This is a genomic window from Mesomycoplasma hyorhinis ATCC 17981 (assembly GCF_000383515.1).
Taxonomy (GTDB): domain Bacteria; phylum Bacillota_I; class Bacilli_A; order Mycoplasmatales; family Metamycoplasmataceae; genus Mesomycoplasma; species Mesomycoplasma hyorhinis.
On record NZ_KB911485.1, the window covers coordinates 59,217 to 80,552 of the forward strand.

General features: G+C 24.7%; 22 protein-coding genes. 14 read left to right on the plus strand and 8 right to left on the minus strand.

Features of this window, described 5'->3' with window-relative positions:
• Nucleotides 1-350 precede the first annotated feature (350 nt).
• The 9 genes from F801_RS0100270 (at nucleotide 351) to F801_RS0100305 (ending at nucleotide 7,703) form a co-directional block, all read left to right on the plus strand.
• Nucleotides 351-2,381, plus strand: coding sequence for an AAA domain-containing protein (locus tag F801_RS0100270; RefSeq protein WP_020104456.1), 2,031 nt, complete (start codon nucleotides 351-353; stop codon nucleotides 2,379-2,381).
• Complete coding sequence (locus F801_RS04520; protein WP_111144155.1) at nucleotides 2,374-2,586, plus strand: AAA domain-containing protein; 213 nt, start codon at nucleotides 2,374-2,376, stop codon at nucleotides 2,584-2,586. Before F801_RS0100270 ends, F801_RS04520 begins: the two co-directional genes overlap by 8 nt.
• The gene (locus tag F801_RS04335; protein WP_014335774.1) at nucleotides 2,573-2,713 is read left to right on the plus strand and encodes a hypothetical protein; all 141 of its coding nucleotides are present in this window, start codon (nucleotides 2,573-2,575) and stop codon (nucleotides 2,711-2,713) included. The genes F801_RS04520 and F801_RS04335 overlap by 14 nt, the downstream gene beginning before the upstream one ends.
• A complete protein-coding gene (locus F801_RS04405) occupies nucleotides 2,691-4,322 on the plus strand; it encodes a hypothetical protein (RefSeq protein ID WP_020104457.1) in 1,632 nt (543 codons plus the stop codon). The genes F801_RS04335 and F801_RS04405 overlap by 23 nt, the downstream gene beginning before the upstream one ends.
• On the plus strand, nucleotides 4,283-4,744 hold the full coding sequence (locus F801_RS04190) for a hypothetical protein (protein ID WP_151245172.1): 462 nt from the start codon (nucleotides 4,283-4,285) through the stop codon (nucleotides 4,742-4,744). Before F801_RS04405 ends, F801_RS04190 begins: the two co-directional genes overlap by 40 nt.
• A 43-nt stretch (nucleotides 4,745-4,787) precedes the next feature.
• The gene (locus F801_RS0100290) at nucleotides 4,788-5,417 is read left to right on the plus strand and encodes a hypothetical protein (protein ID WP_020104459.1); all 630 of its coding nucleotides are present in this window, start codon (nucleotides 4,788-4,790) and stop codon (nucleotides 5,415-5,417) included.
• A 171-nt stretch (nucleotides 5,418-5,588) separates the two neighbouring features.
• A complete protein-coding gene (locus F801_RS04340; RefSeq protein WP_014335778.1) occupies nucleotides 5,589-5,750 on the plus strand; it encodes a hypothetical protein in 162 nt (53 codons plus the stop codon).
• A gap of 3 nt (nucleotides 5,751-5,753) precedes the next feature.
• Nucleotides 5,754-6,752, plus strand: coding sequence for a hypothetical protein (locus F801_RS0100300; RefSeq protein ID WP_020104460.1), 999 nt, complete (start codon nucleotides 5,754-5,756; stop codon nucleotides 6,750-6,752).
• Nucleotides 6,753-6,851: 99 nt separating this feature from the next.
• Nucleotides 6,852-7,703: an AAA family ATPase gene (locus F801_RS0100305; protein ID WP_020104461.1), complete on the plus strand. Its 852-nt coding sequence runs from the start codon at nucleotides 6,852-6,854 to the stop codon at nucleotides 7,701-7,703.
• Between the two features lie 62 nt (nucleotides 7,704-7,765).
• Here F801_RS0100305 and F801_RS0100310 read toward each other — a convergent pair whose 3' ends face one another.
• The 8 genes from F801_RS0100310 to rpmH all read right to left on the minus strand — a co-directional run bounded on the left by F801_RS0100310 (nucleotide 7,766) and on the right by rpmH (nucleotide 15,931).
• A complete protein-coding gene (locus F801_RS0100310) occupies nucleotides 7,766-8,032 on the minus strand; it encodes a hypothetical protein (protein ID WP_020104462.1) in 267 nt (88 codons plus the stop codon).
• A gap of 225 nt (nucleotides 8,033-8,257) precedes the next feature.
• On the minus strand, nucleotides 8,258-8,728 hold the full coding sequence (locus F801_RS0100320) for a hypothetical protein (RefSeq protein WP_020104464.1): 471 nt from the start codon (nucleotides 8,726-8,728) through the stop codon (nucleotides 8,258-8,260).
• Between the two features lie 252 nt (nucleotides 8,729-8,980).
• On the minus strand, nucleotides 8,981-9,907 hold the full coding sequence (locus tag F801_RS0100325; protein ID WP_015084342.1) for a hypothetical protein: 927 nt from the start codon (nucleotides 9,905-9,907) through the stop codon (nucleotides 8,981-8,983).
• A 23-nt stretch (nucleotides 9,908-9,930) separates the two neighbouring features.
• Complete coding sequence (locus tag F801_RS0100330; RefSeq protein WP_020104465.1) at nucleotides 9,931-12,192, minus strand: MSC_0775 family lipoprotein; 2,262 nt, start codon at nucleotides 12,190-12,192, stop codon at nucleotides 9,931-9,933.
• A 14-nt stretch (nucleotides 12,193-12,206) separates the two neighbouring features.
• On the minus strand, nucleotides 12,207-13,058 hold the full coding sequence (locus tag F801_RS0100335) for an MAG4940 family membrane protein (RefSeq protein WP_020104466.1): 852 nt from the start codon (nucleotides 13,056-13,058) through the stop codon (nucleotides 12,207-12,209).
• A 559-nt stretch (nucleotides 13,059-13,617) separates the two neighbouring features.
• A complete protein-coding gene (gene yidC / locus F801_RS0100345; protein WP_014335785.1) occupies nucleotides 13,618-15,456 on the minus strand; it encodes a membrane protein insertase YidC in 1,839 nt (612 codons plus the stop codon).
• Nucleotides 15,438-15,788 (minus strand): ribonuclease P protein component, encoded by a 351-nt coding sequence (gene rnpA / locus F801_RS0100350; RefSeq protein WP_020104467.1) that lies wholly within the window; start codon nucleotides 15,786-15,788, stop codon nucleotides 15,438-15,440. Before rnpA ends, yidC begins: the two co-directional genes overlap by 19 nt.
• The gene (rpmH, locus tag F801_RS0100355) at nucleotides 15,788-15,931 is read right to left on the minus strand and encodes a 50S ribosomal protein L34 (protein WP_013302498.1); all 144 of its coding nucleotides are present in this window, start codon (nucleotides 15,929-15,931) and stop codon (nucleotides 15,788-15,790) included. The genes rnpA and rpmH overlap by 1 nt, the downstream gene beginning before the upstream one ends.
• A gap of 147 nt (nucleotides 15,932-16,078) precedes the next feature.
• On the opposite strand from rpmH, the gene dnaA reads away from it, so the two are divergent.
• The 5 genes from dnaA (at nucleotide 16,079) to F801_RS0100380 (ending at nucleotide 21,328) form a co-directional block, all read left to right on the plus strand.
• The gene (dnaA, locus tag F801_RS0100360; RefSeq protein ID WP_020104468.1) at nucleotides 16,079-17,503 is read left to right on the plus strand and encodes a chromosomal replication initiator protein DnaA; all 1,425 of its coding nucleotides are present in this window, start codon (nucleotides 16,079-16,081) and stop codon (nucleotides 17,501-17,503) included.
• Between the two features lie 151 nt (nucleotides 17,504-17,654).
• Nucleotides 17,655-18,779, plus strand: coding sequence for a DNA polymerase III subunit beta (locus F801_RS0100365; protein WP_014335311.1), 1,125 nt, complete (start codon nucleotides 17,655-17,657; stop codon nucleotides 18,777-18,779).
• Between the two features lie 12 nt (nucleotides 18,780-18,791).
• A complete protein-coding gene (locus F801_RS0100370) occupies nucleotides 18,792-19,007 on the plus strand; it encodes an RNA-binding S4 domain-containing protein (protein WP_013301843.1) in 216 nt (71 codons plus the stop codon).
• 6 nt (nucleotides 19,008-19,013) lie between these two features.
• The gene (mnmG, locus tag F801_RS0100375) at nucleotides 19,014-20,873 is read left to right on the plus strand and encodes a tRNA uridine-5-carboxymethylaminomethyl(34) synthesis enzyme MnmG (protein WP_014335312.1); all 1,860 of its coding nucleotides are present in this window, start codon (nucleotides 19,014-19,016) and stop codon (nucleotides 20,871-20,873) included.
• Between the two features lie 2 nt (nucleotides 20,874-20,875).
• Nucleotides 20,876-21,328: a 23S rRNA (pseudouridine(1915)-N(3))-methyltransferase RlmH gene (locus F801_RS0100380; RefSeq protein ID WP_014335313.1), complete on the plus strand. Its 453-nt coding sequence runs from the start codon at nucleotides 20,876-20,878 to the stop codon at nucleotides 21,326-21,328.
• The last annotated feature ends 8 nt before the right edge of the window (nucleotides 21,329-21,336 follow it).

A 21,336-nucleotide genomic window follows, 5' to 3' on the forward strand; every position in this document is an offset into this window, starting at 1 on the left:
AATTATTAAGTATTCAAAATCAATTAAAATCTGAAATTTCAAGCATTAATAATTGTATTGAATTTAATGAAAACATTTTTAATTCAAAAAATATAAGATTACAAAGTTTAAAAAAACTCAAAGGTATAAAAAGTGTTTACAAAAACGTTACTATAAAATGAAGTACTAAAAAAGATGAAGATAACGATGATTTTATTTTAAATTATTATCCAATTTCTGATTTTGTAAAAGATAAAATAAGTAACATTATTTTTACTCTTAATGACAATCAAACAGGATTTATTACTAAAATTAGAAGATATTTGGGTGCATTTGCAAACATATACAAAGGATTTTACAAGAATCCATATATGGTTCATTCGATTTTTAATCCACAAACTATTAACTCAGATCTTTTAAGAAATACACAGTTAGAAGAAAGTACAAAACGAAAATATCACTTAAACGAAAAACAAGAACATAGTGTTAAAAAAGCAATAGCTTCTAGAGATGTATTTTATTTACAAGGACCTCCAGGAACGGGAAAGACACAAACAATTTGTGCAATGGCTGAAGAATTTATTAAACGTGGTGAAAATATTTTAATTACCTCTTCTACACATGAAGCTATAGAAAACTTTATGGATCGTTTAAATGAAAATAATTTAAATAATCCAAACTATATAATCTTTAAATTTGATTATAATTCAAAAAGAAACAATGATTTTCAAACTTCAAAAATTTATCCTAATTTTATTTCTAAAATTGAACATTGATTAGAAAATCCACAAGAAGAAAATTCTGTTTTACAAGAAAAAATTTTAGAAATTGAAGCATGAATCGTAAAAACAAACTTGAATGTTGAAGAATATTTTGGATTTAGCGCTTATCTAGACACATTAATTGAAAGAATAGAAAAAAATACTGTTTTTGAATTTGAAAAAGAGCATTTAATAAAAGAAGATTTCGATATCAATAACATAAATTCTATAAACAAATATTACATAGAAACACACAAAAATAAAGTTAAAAATAATCAAGTTTTAAATTTGATAGATGCTTTATTTAAACTTGCGCAAGATAACAACATTAATGTTTGAGGTGTTAAAAATTTTAAAGAACTAAAAAATAAAATCTTGAACAAAGATTCAACAAAAAACGCTTCATTTTTGAAGGATTTATACAAAACTTATAATGAAAATACCAATGAACAAAACAATTATTTAGAAAGTGATTTTAATAAATTTGTTTTTGAATATAACTTAATAAACGTTATTGGTATCACTACAACTACAAGTACAAAAATTAATTTATCTGATAAAAATGGTGTTGGTGTTGCTGACGTAGAACCTAAAGATTTATTTACTGAATACCCAATTGGTGTTGTTATTATTGATGAGATTTCAAAATCTTCTACTCCAGAAATTTTTGCAAGAATTATTTTGGCTGAAAAAGTTATTTTTTCAGGAGATTACAATCAACTTCCTCCTTCTAGTGAATTTGAACCAAATATTATTGATCAAATTTACGATGGGCTACCTGAACAACCAATTCAAACCTATTCACAAAGTAATCAATATGATGATGAAGAGGAAGAAGATGAAGAAAGTAGTCTTATAAAAGACCCTGATAAAAAGAAATTTAGAGAAAAAATTGACCAACTTTATAAAAATTCTTTCTTTAAAACACAAGCTAATCAGTTAAAAAATTTGAATTTTAATAATAGTACATATGAGTTTTTAAAAACATCACATAGATTTTCACAAGAAATTATGGATGTAGTTAATGTTAGTTACGATTATATGGAAAAATTAGAATTACCAGCAAAACCTAGGGGCTTTCAAGGTATGTCTTTTGAGTGAGCACACAATAATTTAGATGCTATAAATCCTATAATTTTTGACACTTCTTATCTAAATGATTCTTATGTTCAAAAATTAAGAGAAAAAAATGTAAATATTCCTGCAAAAGCTCCTATTCCAAAAATGTCTTCTTATTTTATCTTGAACTTGCATCGATCTTCTAAATCAGCAACTGAAAGTTTTGATCAAAGAAGTTTTATTTTTAGAGAAAATTTCCAAGCAGAAAATACTGGTACAGTAAATGAGTATAATGCTGAAGTTATTAAAAAGATTGTTAAAAAAATAATCGAAAGTAATAACAAAAAACAAATTTATAAAAACATTCAAAAAGAAATTGGTGTAATTTGTTTAACTAGAAATCAAAGTTATTTAATTAAACAAATTTTTGCTCAGGATGAAATTTTCAAAGGAATAAAAGTTGACACAATCGATAACTTTCAAGGTCGTGAGAAAGAAATTATCATCGTTGATTTTATAAGAGCGAAAAATAGATTAGAAGATGTTTCAAATTCTTCAATAGGAGAAAAAAAGAATTGTTAGCGATAAAAAAAGAAATACAAGTTTTTTAAATAGTAATGAAAGAATAAATGTTGCTATTTCAAGAGCAAGAAATAAACTCATTTTAGTGGGTGCATTTAGATATTACCAAAGCATAAATTCTGAAATTTTAAGAAAAATCGTAAATGTTTTTGAACAAAATAAATTTACTATTATTAACACCGAGGAACGATATGAGCAAAATTAGTTTTGAACACTTTTTAATACCAATAGCAGAATATCAAATTGATTTTACTTATAGACAACATGTTGAATTAGAAAAGTTAGAATTTTTTATTTTATCCATTATTTATGGGTGCGCAAATCAAAGATAAAAGCATTAATTTAGATAAAACATTAAAAGAAGAATTTAAAGAAAAATACAATATAAAAGAAAAGTTGTTTGTTTATTTTCAAATTTTACTTGTAAAGCTAATACAAAGACAAATTGTTAACTTAAGAGAAAAAGAATTAAATGAAAAAATACTACAAAATCCTAGTTTTGATTACACTGAATTAAATGATATTTTAGTAGGTGATCTATCTTTAAACAAAGATCTAAAAAAGTTGTTTGATAAAAATGTTTTTAAATCTTTTGAAGCAAGAAATCAAAGAGGTAAAACATATGCATACATTAATGTCATTCCTGAATTAGATAACACAGTAGAATATAGAGAAGGAAGAAATATCCAAGCTATTGAATACAATAAAGAGTTGCTTGAAGAACTAAGAAAATGTGTTAAAAACGTTGTAAATATAGAAGAACACAAAGAAAAAAGAAGAAAAAGAGCTATTGCAATTTCAGAAATTATTGAAACATATAGAAAAAATAATAAGACTGTTTTACCTTCTATTGAAAAAGAATTAGATAACGAAAATATAAATTTTATAATGCAAAATATTTCCTTCGCTTATCATAGTTCTGATATATATACTTGAGAACCTACAAATGAATTGAGCGAAATTATTGTGAATTATCTTTCTCAACCAGAAATTGATTCTTCAAATTATTTTCAAAAACAAATTGATGGGTTTTTCAAATCTATAAAAAATATTGATACTTGCGCAAAAATAGAGACGTATATACTAGACAAATTTAAAAAACAATTATTAAATCCTTCTCAAATTGAAAAATTAAAAAGCAAAATGAACGTTTTGTCTCGTCTCGGTTGAAATAATGTTTACTGAAATGAAAAGAAAGAATTAAATTTTATTTTCGAATCTAATAAAAAAGATTTAATTATCATTAATAATCAAGAAGAAAATAGAAATATAAAATTTGAAATTTCTCCTCATTTTGTAAACGTTAATTTTGAAGAACAAAATGAAGAAAATCAATTGATTTTAAAAGAGATTGTACTAGATTTTTTAAAAAATAAGATTAACAGTATCGAAGCGTTTGATTTAAATCAATCTACACAAATTCCTGATTTTGTAAGAGAGTTTTTTTATTCTCAAGCTACTAAAAATCCAAAACTTTTTGAAAAATGGTTTAATTGAGTTGTTGGTTCATCTTTGTTTAAAATTGAAGATATTTTTAAAGATTGAAATGTTTTTGATTTATGAAGTAAAAACGAAAATATTGCTAAAGATTTTTTAAAACTTTTAGATAACAAGGGAATAAATATTAAACAACGTTTAATAGAAGATGAAAAAACTAATGCCTTATCTTATAAAAATAATAAGATTTTTGAATTTTGTTTTGAGAACTTTATTTTTGAAAAAATCACTTTCAATAATTTACCTTTTTTAGAATATTGAAGTTTAACAAAACATGTTGAAGATTTAAAAGACAAATATAAAGAACTTAAAAATTCACTTAATGAAATTGTTTACACTTTTAAAAATAAAGATATTTCTAAACTTCAACAAGAACAGATTTTTCTTTCAAAAAAAATTGCGAAATGGAAATTATTAAATTCAATAATTTTATTAACGAAGTAGAAACTTTCTGTACTAAAAATAAAGCTTTTGTAGATGTTTCAGAAATCAAAGAGTTTAGCAATGAAATATTACATATTTCTGATGTTTATCAACAAGATTTAGGAAAAGAATATGCATTTTTAGCAAATAAAATTAACACAGAAATGGAAATTTGTTTGAGTGATAGTAAAATCGAAAATATTAATATTGAAATCGATGCTTTAGTTAAACAAAAAGCCATTACTAATGAAGAAGGTAGAATTTTAAAAGATTTGAGGAGATGGAGAAATGAAATATCTCATAAATCTGTGGAAAACAAAAAATTTACCATAGAAGAATATAGAAAATATTTATTATTATTTAGAGATTTGAAGCATATTACTAATAAAATAAATACATTTCGAATTGAAGAAGAAAAAAGAAGAAAACTTGAAGAAAAGTAAAAGAAAAAAATAAACTTTAAAACTAACAATCAAAGGAGACAAAATGTCACAAACTACATTTTTAACTTTAAATGAACCAGAAATTAAAAAATGTGATTCTTTACTAAGAGAAATTGAAAATTTAAAAGAAGTAAATGCATTTGACAAAAATTTTCAAGAAAATTTAGAAAATTATTACAACGAATTAAAAGAATTAAGAAATACCTTTCAAAAAGGAGAAGGAATTAGAAATTATATTAGATTAAATTGATTAAAACAACTCCATAACTTATCTAAAAGAATTTCTAATTTAGATTGAAACAAGGAAATTAATGCCTATTTAGATAGAGTTTCAAAAAACGCAAAAGTAAATGTGTTCCAGTTTTATACTCAATACGGAATCGTTGATTATGAAGCAATTGAATACTTAGAAACTACTAATTCGGAACTTACCAATGAATTAATAGAAAGTACAATCACAGAATTTTTAAAAAGAGAAGTAGATCAAGAAAAATTAAATTCTTTTAGAAAACAAAGGTTTGAGTGAATTGATAAAAATCTTGAAAACGAATCTTCAGAAATTAGATATGAATTAAAAAATTTCATTAAACAATACAATAATTTTGAAGATATTTCAGATTTAGTTTATCTAATAAACACAAGAAAAGAAGAAATCCAAAAAATTAATTCTTAAGTAAAAGTAGTTGCTAAGTCTTTAAAAGAATCTGAAGGTTTCGTTTTAAATAAAGTATTAAAAACAAGTCTTTCTGATAAAGGAATTATTAGAAAAGTATTTAGGTTTGTAAACAAAAACAACAATTATGTAGATGTAGTTGTTGATGGTAATCTAGAAATTTCATACAAAATGGGAAATTACATTGGTCACGCTTGTGAAAAATCAGCAAACAAAATTGTCGAAGATATCAAGAAAAACGGTTATAGCATACAAGATATGAAAGTAAAAAGAGATTTAAAAACTGATAAACCAGCAACAAGAGTTTCTGTTGTTAAATCAAGAACAAGGTAAAAAATGAGTTTTTATAAAGCATTCGAATCTATTTTTGTAAAATCTGCTCAAAAAAATATTTTGCTTCTTTCTGAAAATATTTTTGATTATATTTTTATCAGTGATATTAAAAATTTCTTTAAAAAAGAAGAAGTTTTAAGAGATTTAAATGAAGTACCAACTAGTTTTTTTATAGATTTACCTAAGTTTTTGTCTTTAGTTTTCAGAGAATTAAATTACAAAACTATTAAATACTTTTCACCTAGTACAGGAATTACAAATTTAAACAGAAACCTCGAGGAATTAATTAACAACAAAGAAGAAAACGAACCTGTGGAAGAGCAAAGTTATGAAAATGAGGATGATCTTTTATCCGAAGAATTAGAAAATCCTGGCAATGAAATACCACCAATCGCTGTATTTATTAACTCTATAATTGAAGAAGTAAATGCTTACAAAAATGATTTAGTAAATGAAAAAGAGAAGAAAAGAGTTTATATAATCGATTGTGGAGACTTACTAACTCAAAACGGTGATCAAAGCGTTACAAGTAGTGTTTTAGCTGGTTTAATCAAAACTTTTATTGATAATTTAGAACACAATGTTGCTGGTGTTAAAAAGTCAAACTTTAAACTGATTTTTATTTGCAAAAACAAAGATGATTTAAACAATGTCATTTACAACAAAAATCCTGAAATTAACTTCATTTCTATAGCAAAACCGGACAGCGAAGAAAGAAAGAAAATTTTTGAAATTATTTTAAAAGATGAATTTAATAAAAATTTAACTGAACCTATAAAAGTAAAAACTTCTCAATTTGATGAAGTTATTTCTCTTACAAATGATTTATCTTTTAGGGAACTTATTCAACTTTTAAAAGTTTCTCAGATTTCTAAATTTGAAAATTTCAAGTCTTTATACACTACTATATTTTTCAATAAAAAACAATCTGAATGAGAAAAGATTTCTCCTTCACAATTAGAAAATTTTGAAACAACAATTAGTAAAAGGGTAAAAGGGTAAGAATTTGCTATCAAGAAAATTAAAGAAACTTTAATAAGATCTTTTGTTGGTTTATCAGATTTAAATTCTTTAGATACAAAGAAAAAACCTAAAGGAATTTTGTTTTTTACTGGTCCAACAGGTACAGGTAAAACTGAAATTTCTAAAGCACTTGCTGAATTTATTTTTGGTAGTGAAAATCATTTAATTCGTTTTGATATGTCAGAATATAACTTAGAACATAGTGATCAAAAATTAATTGGTGCTCCTCCTGGTTATGAGGGTCACGAAGCAGGTGGTCAACTTACAAATGCTATAAAAGAGAAGCCTTTTTCTATAGTTTTGTTTGACGAAATCGAAAAAGCACATGGAAGAATTTTGGATAAATTTTTACAAATTTTAGAAGACGGGCGTCTTACTTCATCAAAAGGAGAATTAGTTGATTTTTCAGAAACCTTTATTATTTTTACTTCCAATTTAGGGGTTAGCGAAGTAGGAAAACAAGGTAGTGATTCATCTGATGAAGAAACAAGAAGAACTTTTACCAAAGCTGTTGAAAATCACTTTAATAAAGAACTAAAAAGACCTGAAATCCTAAACAGAATTGGTGTTAAAAATATTGTTCCTTTTAATTTTATAAGTGATAATCAAATTAAAAAAGATATTATTACTTCTAAATTTAATCAACTAAATAATTGACTTAAACGTGTAAAAAACATCAAATTAAGCGAACTAAATGATGAACAATGAAAAACTTTAATTTTTAAAATCAATCAAATTTATGATAAATCCTTGGGAGCTAGAGGTTTAATTGCTTGTTTTCAAAGTATTTTTGTAGATATTTTAAGTAATTATTTATTTTGTATTCATAATGATATTCAAAACCACTTGAACAATCCTTCAGAAAATCAAGACTATTTAATAATTGATACTGTTTTTGATGATGATAAAATAAGTTTTATAAAAAAATAGATAAAGCAATTTATCTATTTTTTTATATGTATATGATTTATATTAATAAATTATTATTTAATTTATTTACTGGATACTATTTCTTTTGTTTTAGTACCAACATATGTTGAAGCTTCTTTAACATTATTTACAATTACTTCTTGAACATTAAAATCAATTGTTTTTTTAAGTTGGTTTAGTCTTGTTCCAATTAAAATCAATGGCTTTGTGAAGCTTTTAGCTACTGTTTTTAATATTTCTAGTGAAAAAGATCTGAGTTCATCTAAAGATTTAATTTTTGTAATTTTTTGTCTTGCTTTATTTATCAATTCAATTTCTAAATTAAACATTGTGTATTTAGTATATGAAGATAAGTGTGTATTTAAATTTTCTTTTGTTTTAATATCTTTTTTATCAGGTAAATTTTTTTCAAATTTATCTCTTTCTTTATTAAATTCAGTTGATAATTTTAATAAATTTGAAATTAAAACTTTTTTAAAATTGGTAAGAAATCTACGCTTTCTTTTATAGCTTTGGCTTGTAATTCTTCTAATTTAGTTTTAAATTCACTTAATTTATTTTTTTGCTTCTGTATATCCATTATTATGTAGATCGGAATCTTGAACGGAATCAGAAATATCTTTATTATTGTTTTTAAATTTTTCTTTTGTTTTTTCTATATAAGCTTTAATAATTATTCAATAATTTTGAGTCATAGCAGATATATTTGGAATAAATTGTGTTTTATATGCTTGTATTATTTCTTTTTCTATTTCTTCTTCTTGACTAGAAAATGATTGTTGTACTAAAGCTTTTTCATCTTGTGATTCTTCATCTGGAGTTTGAGCTTCTTGTTCTTCTACTTTGTTGTTTGTTGAATCATCTTCATTATTTGTAGTATTGTTGTTAGTTTGTGGTGCAGTAGTTGTACTTGGAGTTTGTTGCTTTCGAGATTGTGTGGTTTCTGTTTTTGGAGTTCGAGATTGTTGAACAGTAGTTGTGGTTTGACCACAAGAAATTGCTAATATTCCTGAAAAAAGAGACACAAAAGAGAGTGAAGAAAATAAAATCTTTTAATTTTTATAATTTCCTTTATAAATTTGTTTAAAAATTAGTTATAGTTGAGTTGATTTTTTGTATGTAAAAATTTTTAAAAATCTGTGTTTTTTTGACAACAAAAAATTCTTTGTTTTTAAATTGTACTTTTTTTTTTTTTTTTTTGAAAAAATTGGCTAATTTTGTAAAAAAAATAAAAAATCCTATAAATTTATAGGATTTTGTAAAAAATTTATTGTTTTTTAAACATCTAGTAAAACTAAGAATTTGTTTACTGTGTTTTCGAAAGTTTTTGCTAAAACTTCTTTTGTGAATTTATCGACATCAGTAGCTGTTGGATTAGGATATAACTTTTTAAAATAAGAAATAATAAATGGTAAAGGATTTTTTAATTGCGAAGTTAATTGATAAGCTAGATCTTTATAAATTTTTAAAATTGATGAATCAATTATATTTGTACCTTGGCTGTTACCCACTTCTTCTTCAATATTTTGTTTATTTTTGTTTAAAAGTGTTACTAAAGAATAAGTAACATAATTTTCAATTGCTAATTCAAAATCTTGTTGTGAATTTATAGTTGAAGCATTATTTGGCAAATCTTGAGCTTTAAAGTCAGAGTTTGAAAGTTTTGTAATAATTACTTCAATTTTCTTTTGAGTTTGTTCTTTTAAAATCTGTTGGAAATTTTCATTAGTTAAAGCTGCTTCTTTTTCTAAATCCTTTAATTTTGAAGAATAATCATTTTGAATTTGTAATATTTTAGGCAACAAACTCAATATTTTTGGATTAACTACAAACTCTGCTAAAGTTTTGTTCAAATCAGATTCATTATTGTTTTCAGAATCTGAATTATTATCTTTTAGTTGCAGAGAATCTTTTAGTATATAGGATAAAGAAGGAATAGCTAATTGCGTGATGATACCAAGGTTTTCGTTAAGAATTGGTTTTAGTTCATTATCAACAACATTTTTATTTAAAGTTGTTAACTCTTTAATAATGTTTGCTTGTGAAGATTTAGAACTGTTTTGAGAAGGTTTTTGAGAAGAAGTAGTTTGCTGATTTTTGGTTGTAGTTTGGCTATTTTCTTGACAAGAAATTAAAACACTTGAGACTAAAGTTATTGTACTTACTGATAGAAAAAGAAGTTTTTTACTAAATATTGATTTCATAATATCTCTTTAATTAGTTTGTTTTATTTATTTGCTTCTGAATATAAAGATTCTAATCTTACTGTGGATTGATTATTAGTTCTAAATTGGAAGATTCAGTTTGGATTTAAAGCTTGAAGTTTATTAAATTCTTCACGTATGTTGTTTATATAATCTCTATCTAAAATTGTTGAACTTGGTTTCGATTTTGCTGTTCCGTCTTTGTTGAATTCAGTTGCAACACGTCTTGCTGTTGATGTTTTTACTCCAACTACTTTTACACTGCTTGGATTTTTATCATAATCTTTAAATCTTTGAGATGATACTCTTAAAGAACTAAATTTAACTGGAATGTAATCTCAATTTAAAAATGTATCTACTTCTTGTTTTTTACCATCTTTTACTTCGTAATAAACTGGATAGACCTCAATATGTGTGTGAGGTGTTCAACCACCATTTACCTCTGTTGTACCAATTTTTGCAAATGGTTGACCTTTTGCTAAGTATTTTGGTGTTTGAGGAGTAATATTTTTAACTATTTGATATTTTCTATTAGATATGGTTTCTGTAGTAACAGTTCCTAATTGGCTTAAAAATGAAGGATCTAAGTGGATAAAGAAGAATATTAATGAATCAACATTTCTTAGTTGATTGTCTTTTATGCTTTGGTCAATATCAAGATCTTTTACTTGTACTTCCATCGCTACTTGTGCTCCAATTCCTGATCCTGGAACATTTGTTTCTAAAGCATAAGCACTAATAATTTTGGATTTGGCAAAGGTTTTTAAAATCATTCCTGCATCCACTAAAACATCTTCACCTATGTGTAAAGCAGCTGTAAAATTAGTATTTGTGTAAAAGGTTCTAAATTCTTGATAACCACCTGGAGTTGCAAAGGAATTTGCTAATTCATTTACTGAATTTGTGATTTGTAATAGATTTTCTCTTGGTAATTCAGGAATTGTCAAGTGAACTCTTTCTGGTTTGTTTAGTTTTTCAGCTGTTGCTGAATCTTCTCTATTAAAAAGTTCAAGATGTTTTGGTAAACCAACAGTTTTTGCAAAGTAAATTGGCTCTTGTGATGGATTTTGTTTATTAGTAAATTTAATTGCTAATTTAGCACTTCTTGTTTCTTGAGATTTTTCTAACACTTGCACAATTGAAGCATTGTATTTTGAATTTTTGCTTGTTATTTCAAAATCATTTACATTTGCTTTATCTCAAGGATAATTAATAAATGAAAGATGATTTTTTAATCTAACATTTAATTTTTCTTTACTTAGTTCTAAAAATTCTTCATCTGTTAAGTTTTTAAATTTGTTATTGTTATCTGAAGCAATAGTGAAATGAAGATCTAAAGAAGCAAAATTATTTTTTTCACCAACAGCTACACCTCTTAATGTAATTTCTATTTTAGAAAAATCGTCATCTGCTACTTTGACATCTTTTAGATAATAATTTACCCCTTCATCAATTGTTGGTAAATTAAAAATCAAATTTTTTTTACCATTTTGATCAACTAAGAAAATATCTTGAATATTTTTATCTAGGAATTTGGTTTTTTCTAAAGTTTTATCTTTTGTTTGTTCTTCAGGAACCAAAGATTCTTTGTATGAAATTTTTTCTTTGGATCTTAGTAATTTAACAAAAGAAAGTGTTGAATATTTTGATTTGTCATTAAAATCAAATTTTTGTGCATTTTCTTTGTTGCTTTGCATATCTAATTTTAAAACTTTATTTATAAGTTTTTGTTTTTCTTCATCTATTTTAAATCCTGGTACTTGTTTGATAACAACAAAATCTTGCTCACGTTTTCATTTGTTATTTTCTGAAGGATCAAAATATCTAATATTAACCGGAACATCTAAAACAGATGTGTCCCGATCATTTTCTTTTACTTGAGAGTATTCAATTTCGTATGAAAAATTGTTAATGTTTATTTTTTTATTTTGTGCTAATGTGTCATTTAATTTATTTACTGCATTAATTAATTTAAATTGATCTACATTAATTTGTAAATATTTATGAGGTAATAAGTTTTTTTTGAAATTAGAAATTAAAACCTCAGATTGGTCTAACACATTGTTTTGAATATAACTAACATTAACAAATTGATCTAGTTTTTGTTCTAAAAAAGTACCTAACTGGTATTGTGGGATATAAATAGAATTTCCTTTTTGTGTAGAGTCTAAAAAGTTGTTTGTTACATTTGTTGAATCTGTTGAAAAACAGGAAATAAAAGAAGAAAGTGTAACTGCTGGAGTAAGAATCAAAGCAAAAGACTTAAATAATTTTTGTTTGTTCATAAATAATTCCTATCTTATGTAAATTTAAAAGTGAGATTAGAACTTGCAGAAATGCTTAATAAAATTAGCGAAATTACAATCGGTGCTACAACGCTAATCAATGTTCTAATTGTATTTTGAATTAAAACATTAATGATTAAAGATTTATTTTGTACTAAAGTTTTATTTTTTCAACTTATGATTGAAAAAATAACTAAATCTAATCAATATTTAAAAAAAGTAAAAGTAAAAAAGCCAAATCTAGCTGAAAGAAGAAGTAAAAAGAAGATGAAAATAATTTCAATAATTAGTATATTAAAAAATGTAAAATTGGCTGCACCACTTATCCTTGGGATAGTAATAAGGCCTAAAGTCATAGTTGTGATGAAAAAGAGTTCTTTAAAGGTAAAAACAAGTATTTTTTCTTCTTTTATAAACAAAAATTCTTGAAAAGAAAATTTTCGATCTTCTTCTGTGGTTTGCATTTTTTCTAGAGCTTTAAATAAAGCATAAAATACTAAAATAGCTAATAAAACACCTAGTAATTGCGCAGTTAATAAATAAGCAATTCCTTTTGATAAAATTGCTCCTCGAAAATCCTTTTGTATGCCCAAAATAAAAGCATCAGAAATAACTAATTGGGGCAATAAAAAAGTATTAATTGGCCGATTTGCTGCAAAACCTGCAATTCCTAAAGTTAAAAATATAGTTAAGAAAAATGAAAAGGTTAAAATAATTGAAAAAAGATAAAGATTTTTATTTTTCTTGCTTTTAAAAAAAGAATAATAAGAAAGTAAAACAAACAAAATTAGTAAAAAACTAGCTAAGATTTCAAAAACAAAAGTCTTAGTGTCAAAACTTGTTTTTAATGAATCAATTTTGCTCATATTATCTCTTTTTAAATAGTTCTAAATAGTGTTTCTAAATATTATAAATTAACATATTAAAAAAAGAAAAAAAAGAATAAAAAATCGTACTGACCTGATATCAATACGACTTAGATAAATGGCAAATATAATAAATTAATAAAATTATAAACAAAATGGGTTAGGAGGTCACATAACTGTATTAAGACCAGTTATATTATTATTTGTAATGTTTGCCATTGCTGGCAGCAAAAATACATCTTGAGTTTTAAAAAAAATAATAAAAAAAACAATTTAAAAAATAATGTAAAAAATAAAAATAAAATAGGAGGAATTATTTAACAATTTTTAATTAAATAATTATAGTTTATAGATGATCAAGATGATTAATAAACAATAATTCTGTTAAAAAAGTAATTTAAATGAAATAATTAAAAAAACAGAAATAATTTTATTAAGAGCGCCATTTTATCTATTAACATATAACTTGAAAACCCCGCCTTTTTCAAGAAAAGAAGACGCCTCAACTTCCGTCTTCGCCCTAATTATATTTTACTACTTTTAAACGGATTTTTTAAACTTATAAAAGTTTTTTTTGAATCAGTCAAGGTCTCATTTTTTCTTTAAAGAAGGTTGATCTTTGAAGATAATGAACTCCTAAAGTTTGACCTATTTCTCATAGACCACCAATGATTCAATAAATTTGTAGCGAAGCTTGGAATAGAACTCCAAAGAAGATAAAAACAATAGAAATAATTCTTTGCGTTTTTTGTTGTTTTTTCATCGTTTCTGATTCATTTTGATTCATAATTCGATTAGTATTTTTCTTATTTAAATATTTAGGAAGTAGCTGTTGTACAGCTTGAACTAAAACAACAATAATCAAAATCGGTAGGTATTGTCATAAACCTTCGAATAACTTCTGATAGGAAATTGAAGCTAATTCTAAACCAACTCAGTAAGTAACTTTTAAACTTGGAATACCTTGAATTACCCGTCAAACAGCTATGAAGATAGGCATAGTTACTAAAACTTGAGAGAACGGAGCAAAAGGTGAGAAATTGTTCTTTTTATAAAGATCAGCAACCTCTTGTCTATGTCTTTGCTGCATCATTTTGTTTTTCTTATATGGTTCGTATTTGGCATCAATTTTTGCTTTTTTAGCCTGCATTTCAATTTGTTTTGATTGACCAAATATTGTTTTAAATCTAAAAATAAAGGAAATAATTTTTGTCAATAAAACAACTACGATAATAGCAAATATTGTTGTTCAACCATTTAATTCCCAAATCGATTGTGATTCAGACACTCCTAAAATTATTTTAGATAATGGGAAAACAATCAAAGAATAAAAAGGACCTAGTTTTCAAGAATCTGATCAAGTAACAATTGGATTGTTTGGATAATCAGATCTAAACGCAATTCCTTCATAGTTGTAATAATCATTATCATTTAGATTGTAAGCAAAGGAATAAGTGTTATTAACTGGATCAATTTGTGTAAATCTAGTTGGGATTAAAACTGTTTTAGCTAGAGTTGAATAATCTTGTAAAACTTGTAATGCTTCTTTTTTGACAGGATCATTACTTGCTTGTAATTCTTTTTTGATTTTTTCAAAATCTGCTTCATTTTTATAGGATTCTAATACATTTATTGAAGGTATAAGTTTAGTTTTAAACCCTTCAATATTCATAGTTTTATTATAAAGATATTGAATAATATCTCTTGAAAAATTAAAGTATTTTTCATTTGTTGGATCAGCTTGATTAGAGACTGTATAGAAGAAATTTCCTTGATTTTGTAAGATAGGGTTTACTGCTAATTGTGTTTTTTGAAATTCTTCTGCGTATTTATCACCAACTAGGGCAAAAAACTTAGGAGATGGTAATTTAATATCTGTTCAATTAAATTTAGGATCATACTTAGATTCTGCTGAATTTAAAAATAAAAATTCGTGGGTTTTATCTCCTTTAGCATACTCAAAAGTATTATCTGCATTATGAAACATAATCAAGGAACTATATTGACCGTAATTGTTTGAAGTATTTCCATTTGCTTCTGTTTGTACTCTTAATTGTTTTAAAACTGGAGCATCTTTTTCAGAAATTAAATAATTATTACTTTTTGTTGCTTTGGTAATTTCGTTTTTACCTGCTTTATTTGTAGCTTCAAAAATTGTGTAATTTGGAATAATGTCTTCTTTATTTTTATAAAATTCTGTTCCAGAACCTGAAGATGTTGAAGTTTTAATAACAAAAGACTGAATACACCCTGTAAGAGTAATTCCAAAAATACAGAAATAAAAAATTATCTTTAAAATTTTTAGTGCTCTTTTAAAGATTTGTTTATTTTTATCTTCGCCTTGAGTATTTCCTTTGAAATAATCGTAGGCACTAGCTCTTACTTTCTTTTGTTTCATATGTTTTCTAATTCATTCAAAATATTTTTTATTTTTATTTCTTTTGTTTTAAAATCCAAGTTTAAAAAACTTTTTCTTGTTATAAGTATTATTTGGAATTTAACATTAAATTCTTTTTTATTTTTTAGATAATTTTGAATAATAATTTTAATTTGTCTCTTGTAATAATTTCTTTTTACAGCATTGACAAATTTTTTCGGAATCGAGATTCCTAATTCAAATTGAAAGAATTCTTTGTAGTATAAAATAAGTTCTTTATTAACTATTTGTTGTTTAAAATTGATTACATTTTGGAATTGTCAGTTTTTTCGAACTTTTTTAAAATTTAACATTATTTATCTGATACTGTTAATCTTTTTCTACCTTTTGCTCTTCTTGCTGCTAAAACTTTTCTACCATCTGCTGTTTCCATTCTAGCTCTAAAACCATGAGTTTTAACGTGTTTTAATTTATTTGGTTGGTATGTTCTTTTCATTTTAGTTCCTTTTAATAGTTTCTTAATATGATGAATTTAAATAATACCACAAAATAATGGTATTTATTATTAGATAAGAGAAAATTTTACCAAATTTTAATTTGAAATTATAGATTCTCTTTGCTTTATAATTATAATTTAAATATTATGAAGAAAAATGATAATGAAATTTTTTTAGAAACGATTGATAATAAAAATACAACTCTTTTGTTAGTGAATTATTTTGAAACTTCTGTTGATGATCAAATAATTTTCAATAGTTTTTTTAGAAAAATTAAAGTCTTATTTGAATCCAGTGTTGAAATAATTTTAAAAGTTGAAAATAATTTTACTAAAAAAGAAATCGAAGATAAATGAATGCATTTATTAGAAAGAGCAGTTTTCGAAGTTACTGGAATTAAAAAAATAATTTCTTTAACTACTTCAGATGAAGTTAATTTCCAAAAGCAAAATGAAACTGGAAAAGTTTCAAAAATTGAAGATTATTCTTCAAATTCAACACAAAAAGCTTCAGAACATAAAGAAAATGTTAAGTTTAACAACATTTTAACTAACAAATATAATTTTGGAAATTTTGTACTTGCTAATTTTAATAAAAACATAATCAAAGCTTATGAAAATATTATCGAAGCAGAAACTATAATTTATTCTCCTTTATTTTTATATGGTTCTTCAGGTATTGGAAAGACTCACTTTTTACATGCAATTGGAAATGAGTTTATCAAAAGGAAGAAGACAGTTTATTACATTCATTCAAGCGCTTTTACAACATTAATTACTAATTGAATGATTAAAAAAGAAAATATAGATATTAATCATTTTTTGGAAGCAGTTTGCTATGCAGATGTTTTATTATTTGATGAAATTCAACTTTTAGCTAATAAGACTTCAACAATGTCTGTTTTACTTCAAATTGTGAACAATTTCATTGAAAATGATAAACAAATCATCATTACTTCGGATAAATCTCCAGAAGTCTTAGGTGGTTTTGAAGAAAGGTTTATTACTCGTTTTAATTCTGGATTAATTTTAGAGTTTTCTAAACCTACAAAAGAAGATTTTTTAAAGGTTTTAAAATATAAACTTGAATTTCAAAATATAAATCCTGAAAAATTTGAAAAAGATGCTTTAGATTTTTTAGTTTATAACAAAAAATCAGTTAGAGAAATCGAAGGTGTAGTTAATAGAATTAAATTTTTTTCAGAAGGAGAAGCCATTCAAATTTATTCATTAGAACTTATAGAGAGGATCTTCAAAGGTATTGTTAAAAATAAAGAAAACTTAACACATAACAAAATAATAGAAGAAGTTGCTAATTATTTCCAAATAAACAAAGAAGAAATCATTGGGACTTCAAGAAAAACAGAAATTGTTATGGCTAGAGATATATCAATTTGGTTTGTTAAAAACTTGTTAGATTTAACTTTGAAAAGCATTGGCCAGATTTTTGGAGGCAAGGATCATTCCACAATTATTTCAGTTATCAACAAAATTAATGTTAGGAAAGAGAAAGAACCTGCGATTAAGTATGCAATAGAAAAGATTAATGAAAAAATAGGTAAATTTTTATAACTTTTAGCTTTTTCATTGTTAAAAACTTTTTAACTGAAAATCCTTCTTTTTTCGTTGTTTTTTAGAGTTTTTAACATTTTAACATCTTTATTGTTATTGTTTTTTAATAAAGTAATATAAAATAAATAATTAATTAAAAGGGAATTTAAAAATGAAATTTATAATCGAAAAAGAAAAACTTGAAAAATATGTTGAAAGAAATTTAATTGCTATTTCAAATTCAAACGGATATTCTGCTTTAGGAGGATTATTATTAGAATTAAGAAGAGATGGATTAGTAATTACTTCAACAGATAGAGAATTATCTATTCAAAGTTTTATTCCTAATTTTGAATTTATAGAAATTAATAGTCTAGGGCGTTTGTTAGTAAATGCAAATATGTTTAAAAACATCCTAAAGAAATTAAAAAACAAGATTTCTTTAGAGCAAGTTGACAATACAGTGATTTTAAGATCAGGACTTGACCAATTTTCTATTAAATTAAATGATGTAGATGAGTTTCCAGAATTAGATTTCAAAAACAGAGGAGAAAAATTAATAATCAACGCAAGCAAATTAAGAGAAGCTATAAAAAACACTATTTTTGCTTGTTACACAAGTAAAGAAAATACAAAAGAAAAAAATAATTATTTATTATTTACTTGTTTAAGTTTAAAAACAAGAGACAACTATCTAGAAATTTCAGCTTCAGATCGTATAAGAATTGCGATGGAAACAATTAATATAGAAAATCCAATTGAACTAGATATCGCTATTAAAAACAAGAATTTAAAAGATTTTGTTTTAGAAGAGGCAAAAGAAGATATCAAACTCTTTATTGATGATTGAAAAATTAGCTATACTTTTGAAAACACAACAGTTCAAAGCGTTCTTTTTAAAGAAACATACAAAGATATAAGATCAGTGTTTCCAAAAAAAGATGATATTCAATATTATTTTCAAATAGAAAAAAAAGAATTAATAGAAATCACTTCGAAAGCAACAATAATTTCTTCATCTGAAAAACACAATACTTTAATTTTTAACATCACAGAAGATGAATTATCAGTACAATTTAATGAAGATGAAAAAGGTAACTCAATAATCAAAACAAAAAATCACGTTTTTAGTGGTCCAACTTTAACATTTAAAGTAAACTACAAGTTTTTAAAGGATGCAATCAATGTTTTTGAAGACAAGATTAATTTTTTCATAACAGCTAATAAAACAAAACTTTTGATTAATTCACAATCAAATAAGAAAAATAAACAACTTATTGGTTTAATCACATTTTAAAATAAGGAAATAATGATAATCAGAATTAAAGGTGAAAGTATAAAATTGAGTCAATTTTTAAAAAAAATCGACATCGTTGATTCAGGTGGACAAAGTAAATATTTTTTATTAAAAAATGAAGTAAAAATCAACGGTACAGTTACAAAAGCTAGAGGTAAAAATCTTTATCCCGGAGATATCATTGAATTAACAAATAAACTTTTCAAGATAGAAAAAGAAGAGAGATAATGATTTATGAATAAAAAACAACTATTTTTTAATGCTATAGTAGTAGGTGGAGGGCATGCTGGAATTGAAGCTATTTATGCCCTTTCTAAAGCTGAAAATTTAAAAGTAGCATTAGTTACTTTAAACAAACATAAATTAGCTTCTATGCCATGTAATCCATCAATTGGTGGACCTGCAAAAGGTATAATAACTCGTGAAATTGATGCTCTTGGTGGTGTTCAAGGTTATTTTTCAGATTTAGCAATGATTCAAGTTAAATATTTAAATGAATCAAAAGGTCCAGCAGTTAAAGCGATTAGAGCACAAATAGATAAAGAAAAATATTCAAAATTAATTCTCAAAGACATTAAGCAACGCAAAAACATTACTTTAATAGAAGATTTGGTAACTAAATTAGAAGTTAAAAACAAAGCCATTAGTGGAATTTATTTAGAAAAACTTGGATTGATTAAAACTAAATCTTTGATTATTACAACAGGGACTTATTTAGATTCTAAAATTTTAAGAGGTGAAGAACAATACAAATCTGGACCTGATAATGAAAGAACTTCGAATTTACTTTCTGATAATTTAAAGGAATTAGGATTTGAATTACAAAGATTAAAAACAGGAACCCCGCCACGAATTTATTCCGATTCAATTGATTTTTCGCAAGTGGAAAGAGAAGTTTTGCCTTTAGTTAATATTAGTTTTTCTTCAAAAACAAAGCAAAATATTAAAAAACAGATTTCTTGTTTTTTAACTTATACAAACGAAGAAACTCACAAAATTATTAATGAAAATCTAAATAGATCTTCAATGTATTCAGGTGCTATTAATGGAGTTGGTCCAAGATATTGTCCTTCAATTGAAGATAAAATTGTTAGATTTAGCACAAAAGAAAGACACCAAATTTTTTTCGAACCTGAAACAAAAAGACAAGATATTATGTATATTAATGGAATGTCAACTTCGATGCCTGTTGATGTTCAAGATAAGTTAATTAGAACTATTCCAGGACTTAAAAACGCTAGGGTAGCTAAATGAGGTTATGCAATTGAATACGATGCTTTAAATCCTTTAGAGCTCAAAAGAAGTCTTGAGTCTAAAAAAGTTAAAAATCTATTTTTTGCTGGACAAATGAATGGAACAAGCGGATACGAAGAAGCAGCAGCTCAAGGTTTAGTAGCTGGTATAAATGCAAAAGAAAAGCTTCTAAAAAAAAGACCAATTGAGATTTTACGAAACGATGGATACATCGGAGTCTTAATTGATGACTTAGTTACAAAAGGTACAAAAGAACCATATAGAATGTTGACTTCTCGTGCTGAATACAGACTTATTTTAAGAAATGATAATGCTGACATTAGAATGGCTAAATATGCTAAAAAAACAGGTATGATTTCTTTAAAAGAATATGAAAAAATTATTGAAAAATATCGAAAAATCGACAAAATGATAGATAAATTATCTAAAGAATTTGTTTCTCCAAAAGACAAATTAGGAAAGAAATATGAAGTAAGTGATGGAACTTCAAAACTTAAATTAATTTCTCGTCCAACTGTTGATTACAAAGATGTTTTACCAGATTTTGAATACGCATATGAACTCATGGTTATAGCTAGATTAGAAGGATATATTAGAAAACAAAATAATGATGCTCAAAAAATGATTAGACTTGAAAAACTAAAAATTCCTGCAAATATTGATTATAAAAAAGTAAATAATCTTTCTTCCGAATCAGTTGATAAATTGATGAAAATAAGACCAAATACAATAGGGCAAGCTTCAAGAATTTCAGGGGTTAATCCTGCTGATATTCAAATGTTATTGTTTTATTTAAAAGTTGAAAAGGAAAAAGAATTACAAGCTAAAAACACAAACTAGCTATGAAAATTACGATTATTGATTTTAATAATGATGAAGAAGATTTGAAGAAAATTTATTCTAAATTTGTAAAAAGAATTGAATTCTTTAGTAGTGTTAATTTCATTATTTTAAAAGAGAAAAAAGAAGTAAATATAGATAAAAAGAAGCATTTAGAAACTTTAGAAATTATTAAAAATATTCCAAAAAATTCAAAAGTTTTTCTTTTTACTATAAATTCAAGACAACCAGATTCTATAGAATTTTCTAAAACAATCACAAATGAAGCAAATATTACTTTAATAATTGGCGGTTCTAATGGAGTGGATGAACAAAAATTAGAACAAGAAATTAATAATTTAGAAAAAATAAGTTTTTCAAAACTAACTTTCCCACATAAAATATTTAAATTATTGGTACTAGAACAAATTTATCGAGCTTTTTGTATTCAAAAAAACATAAAATACCATAAATAAAAGAGACA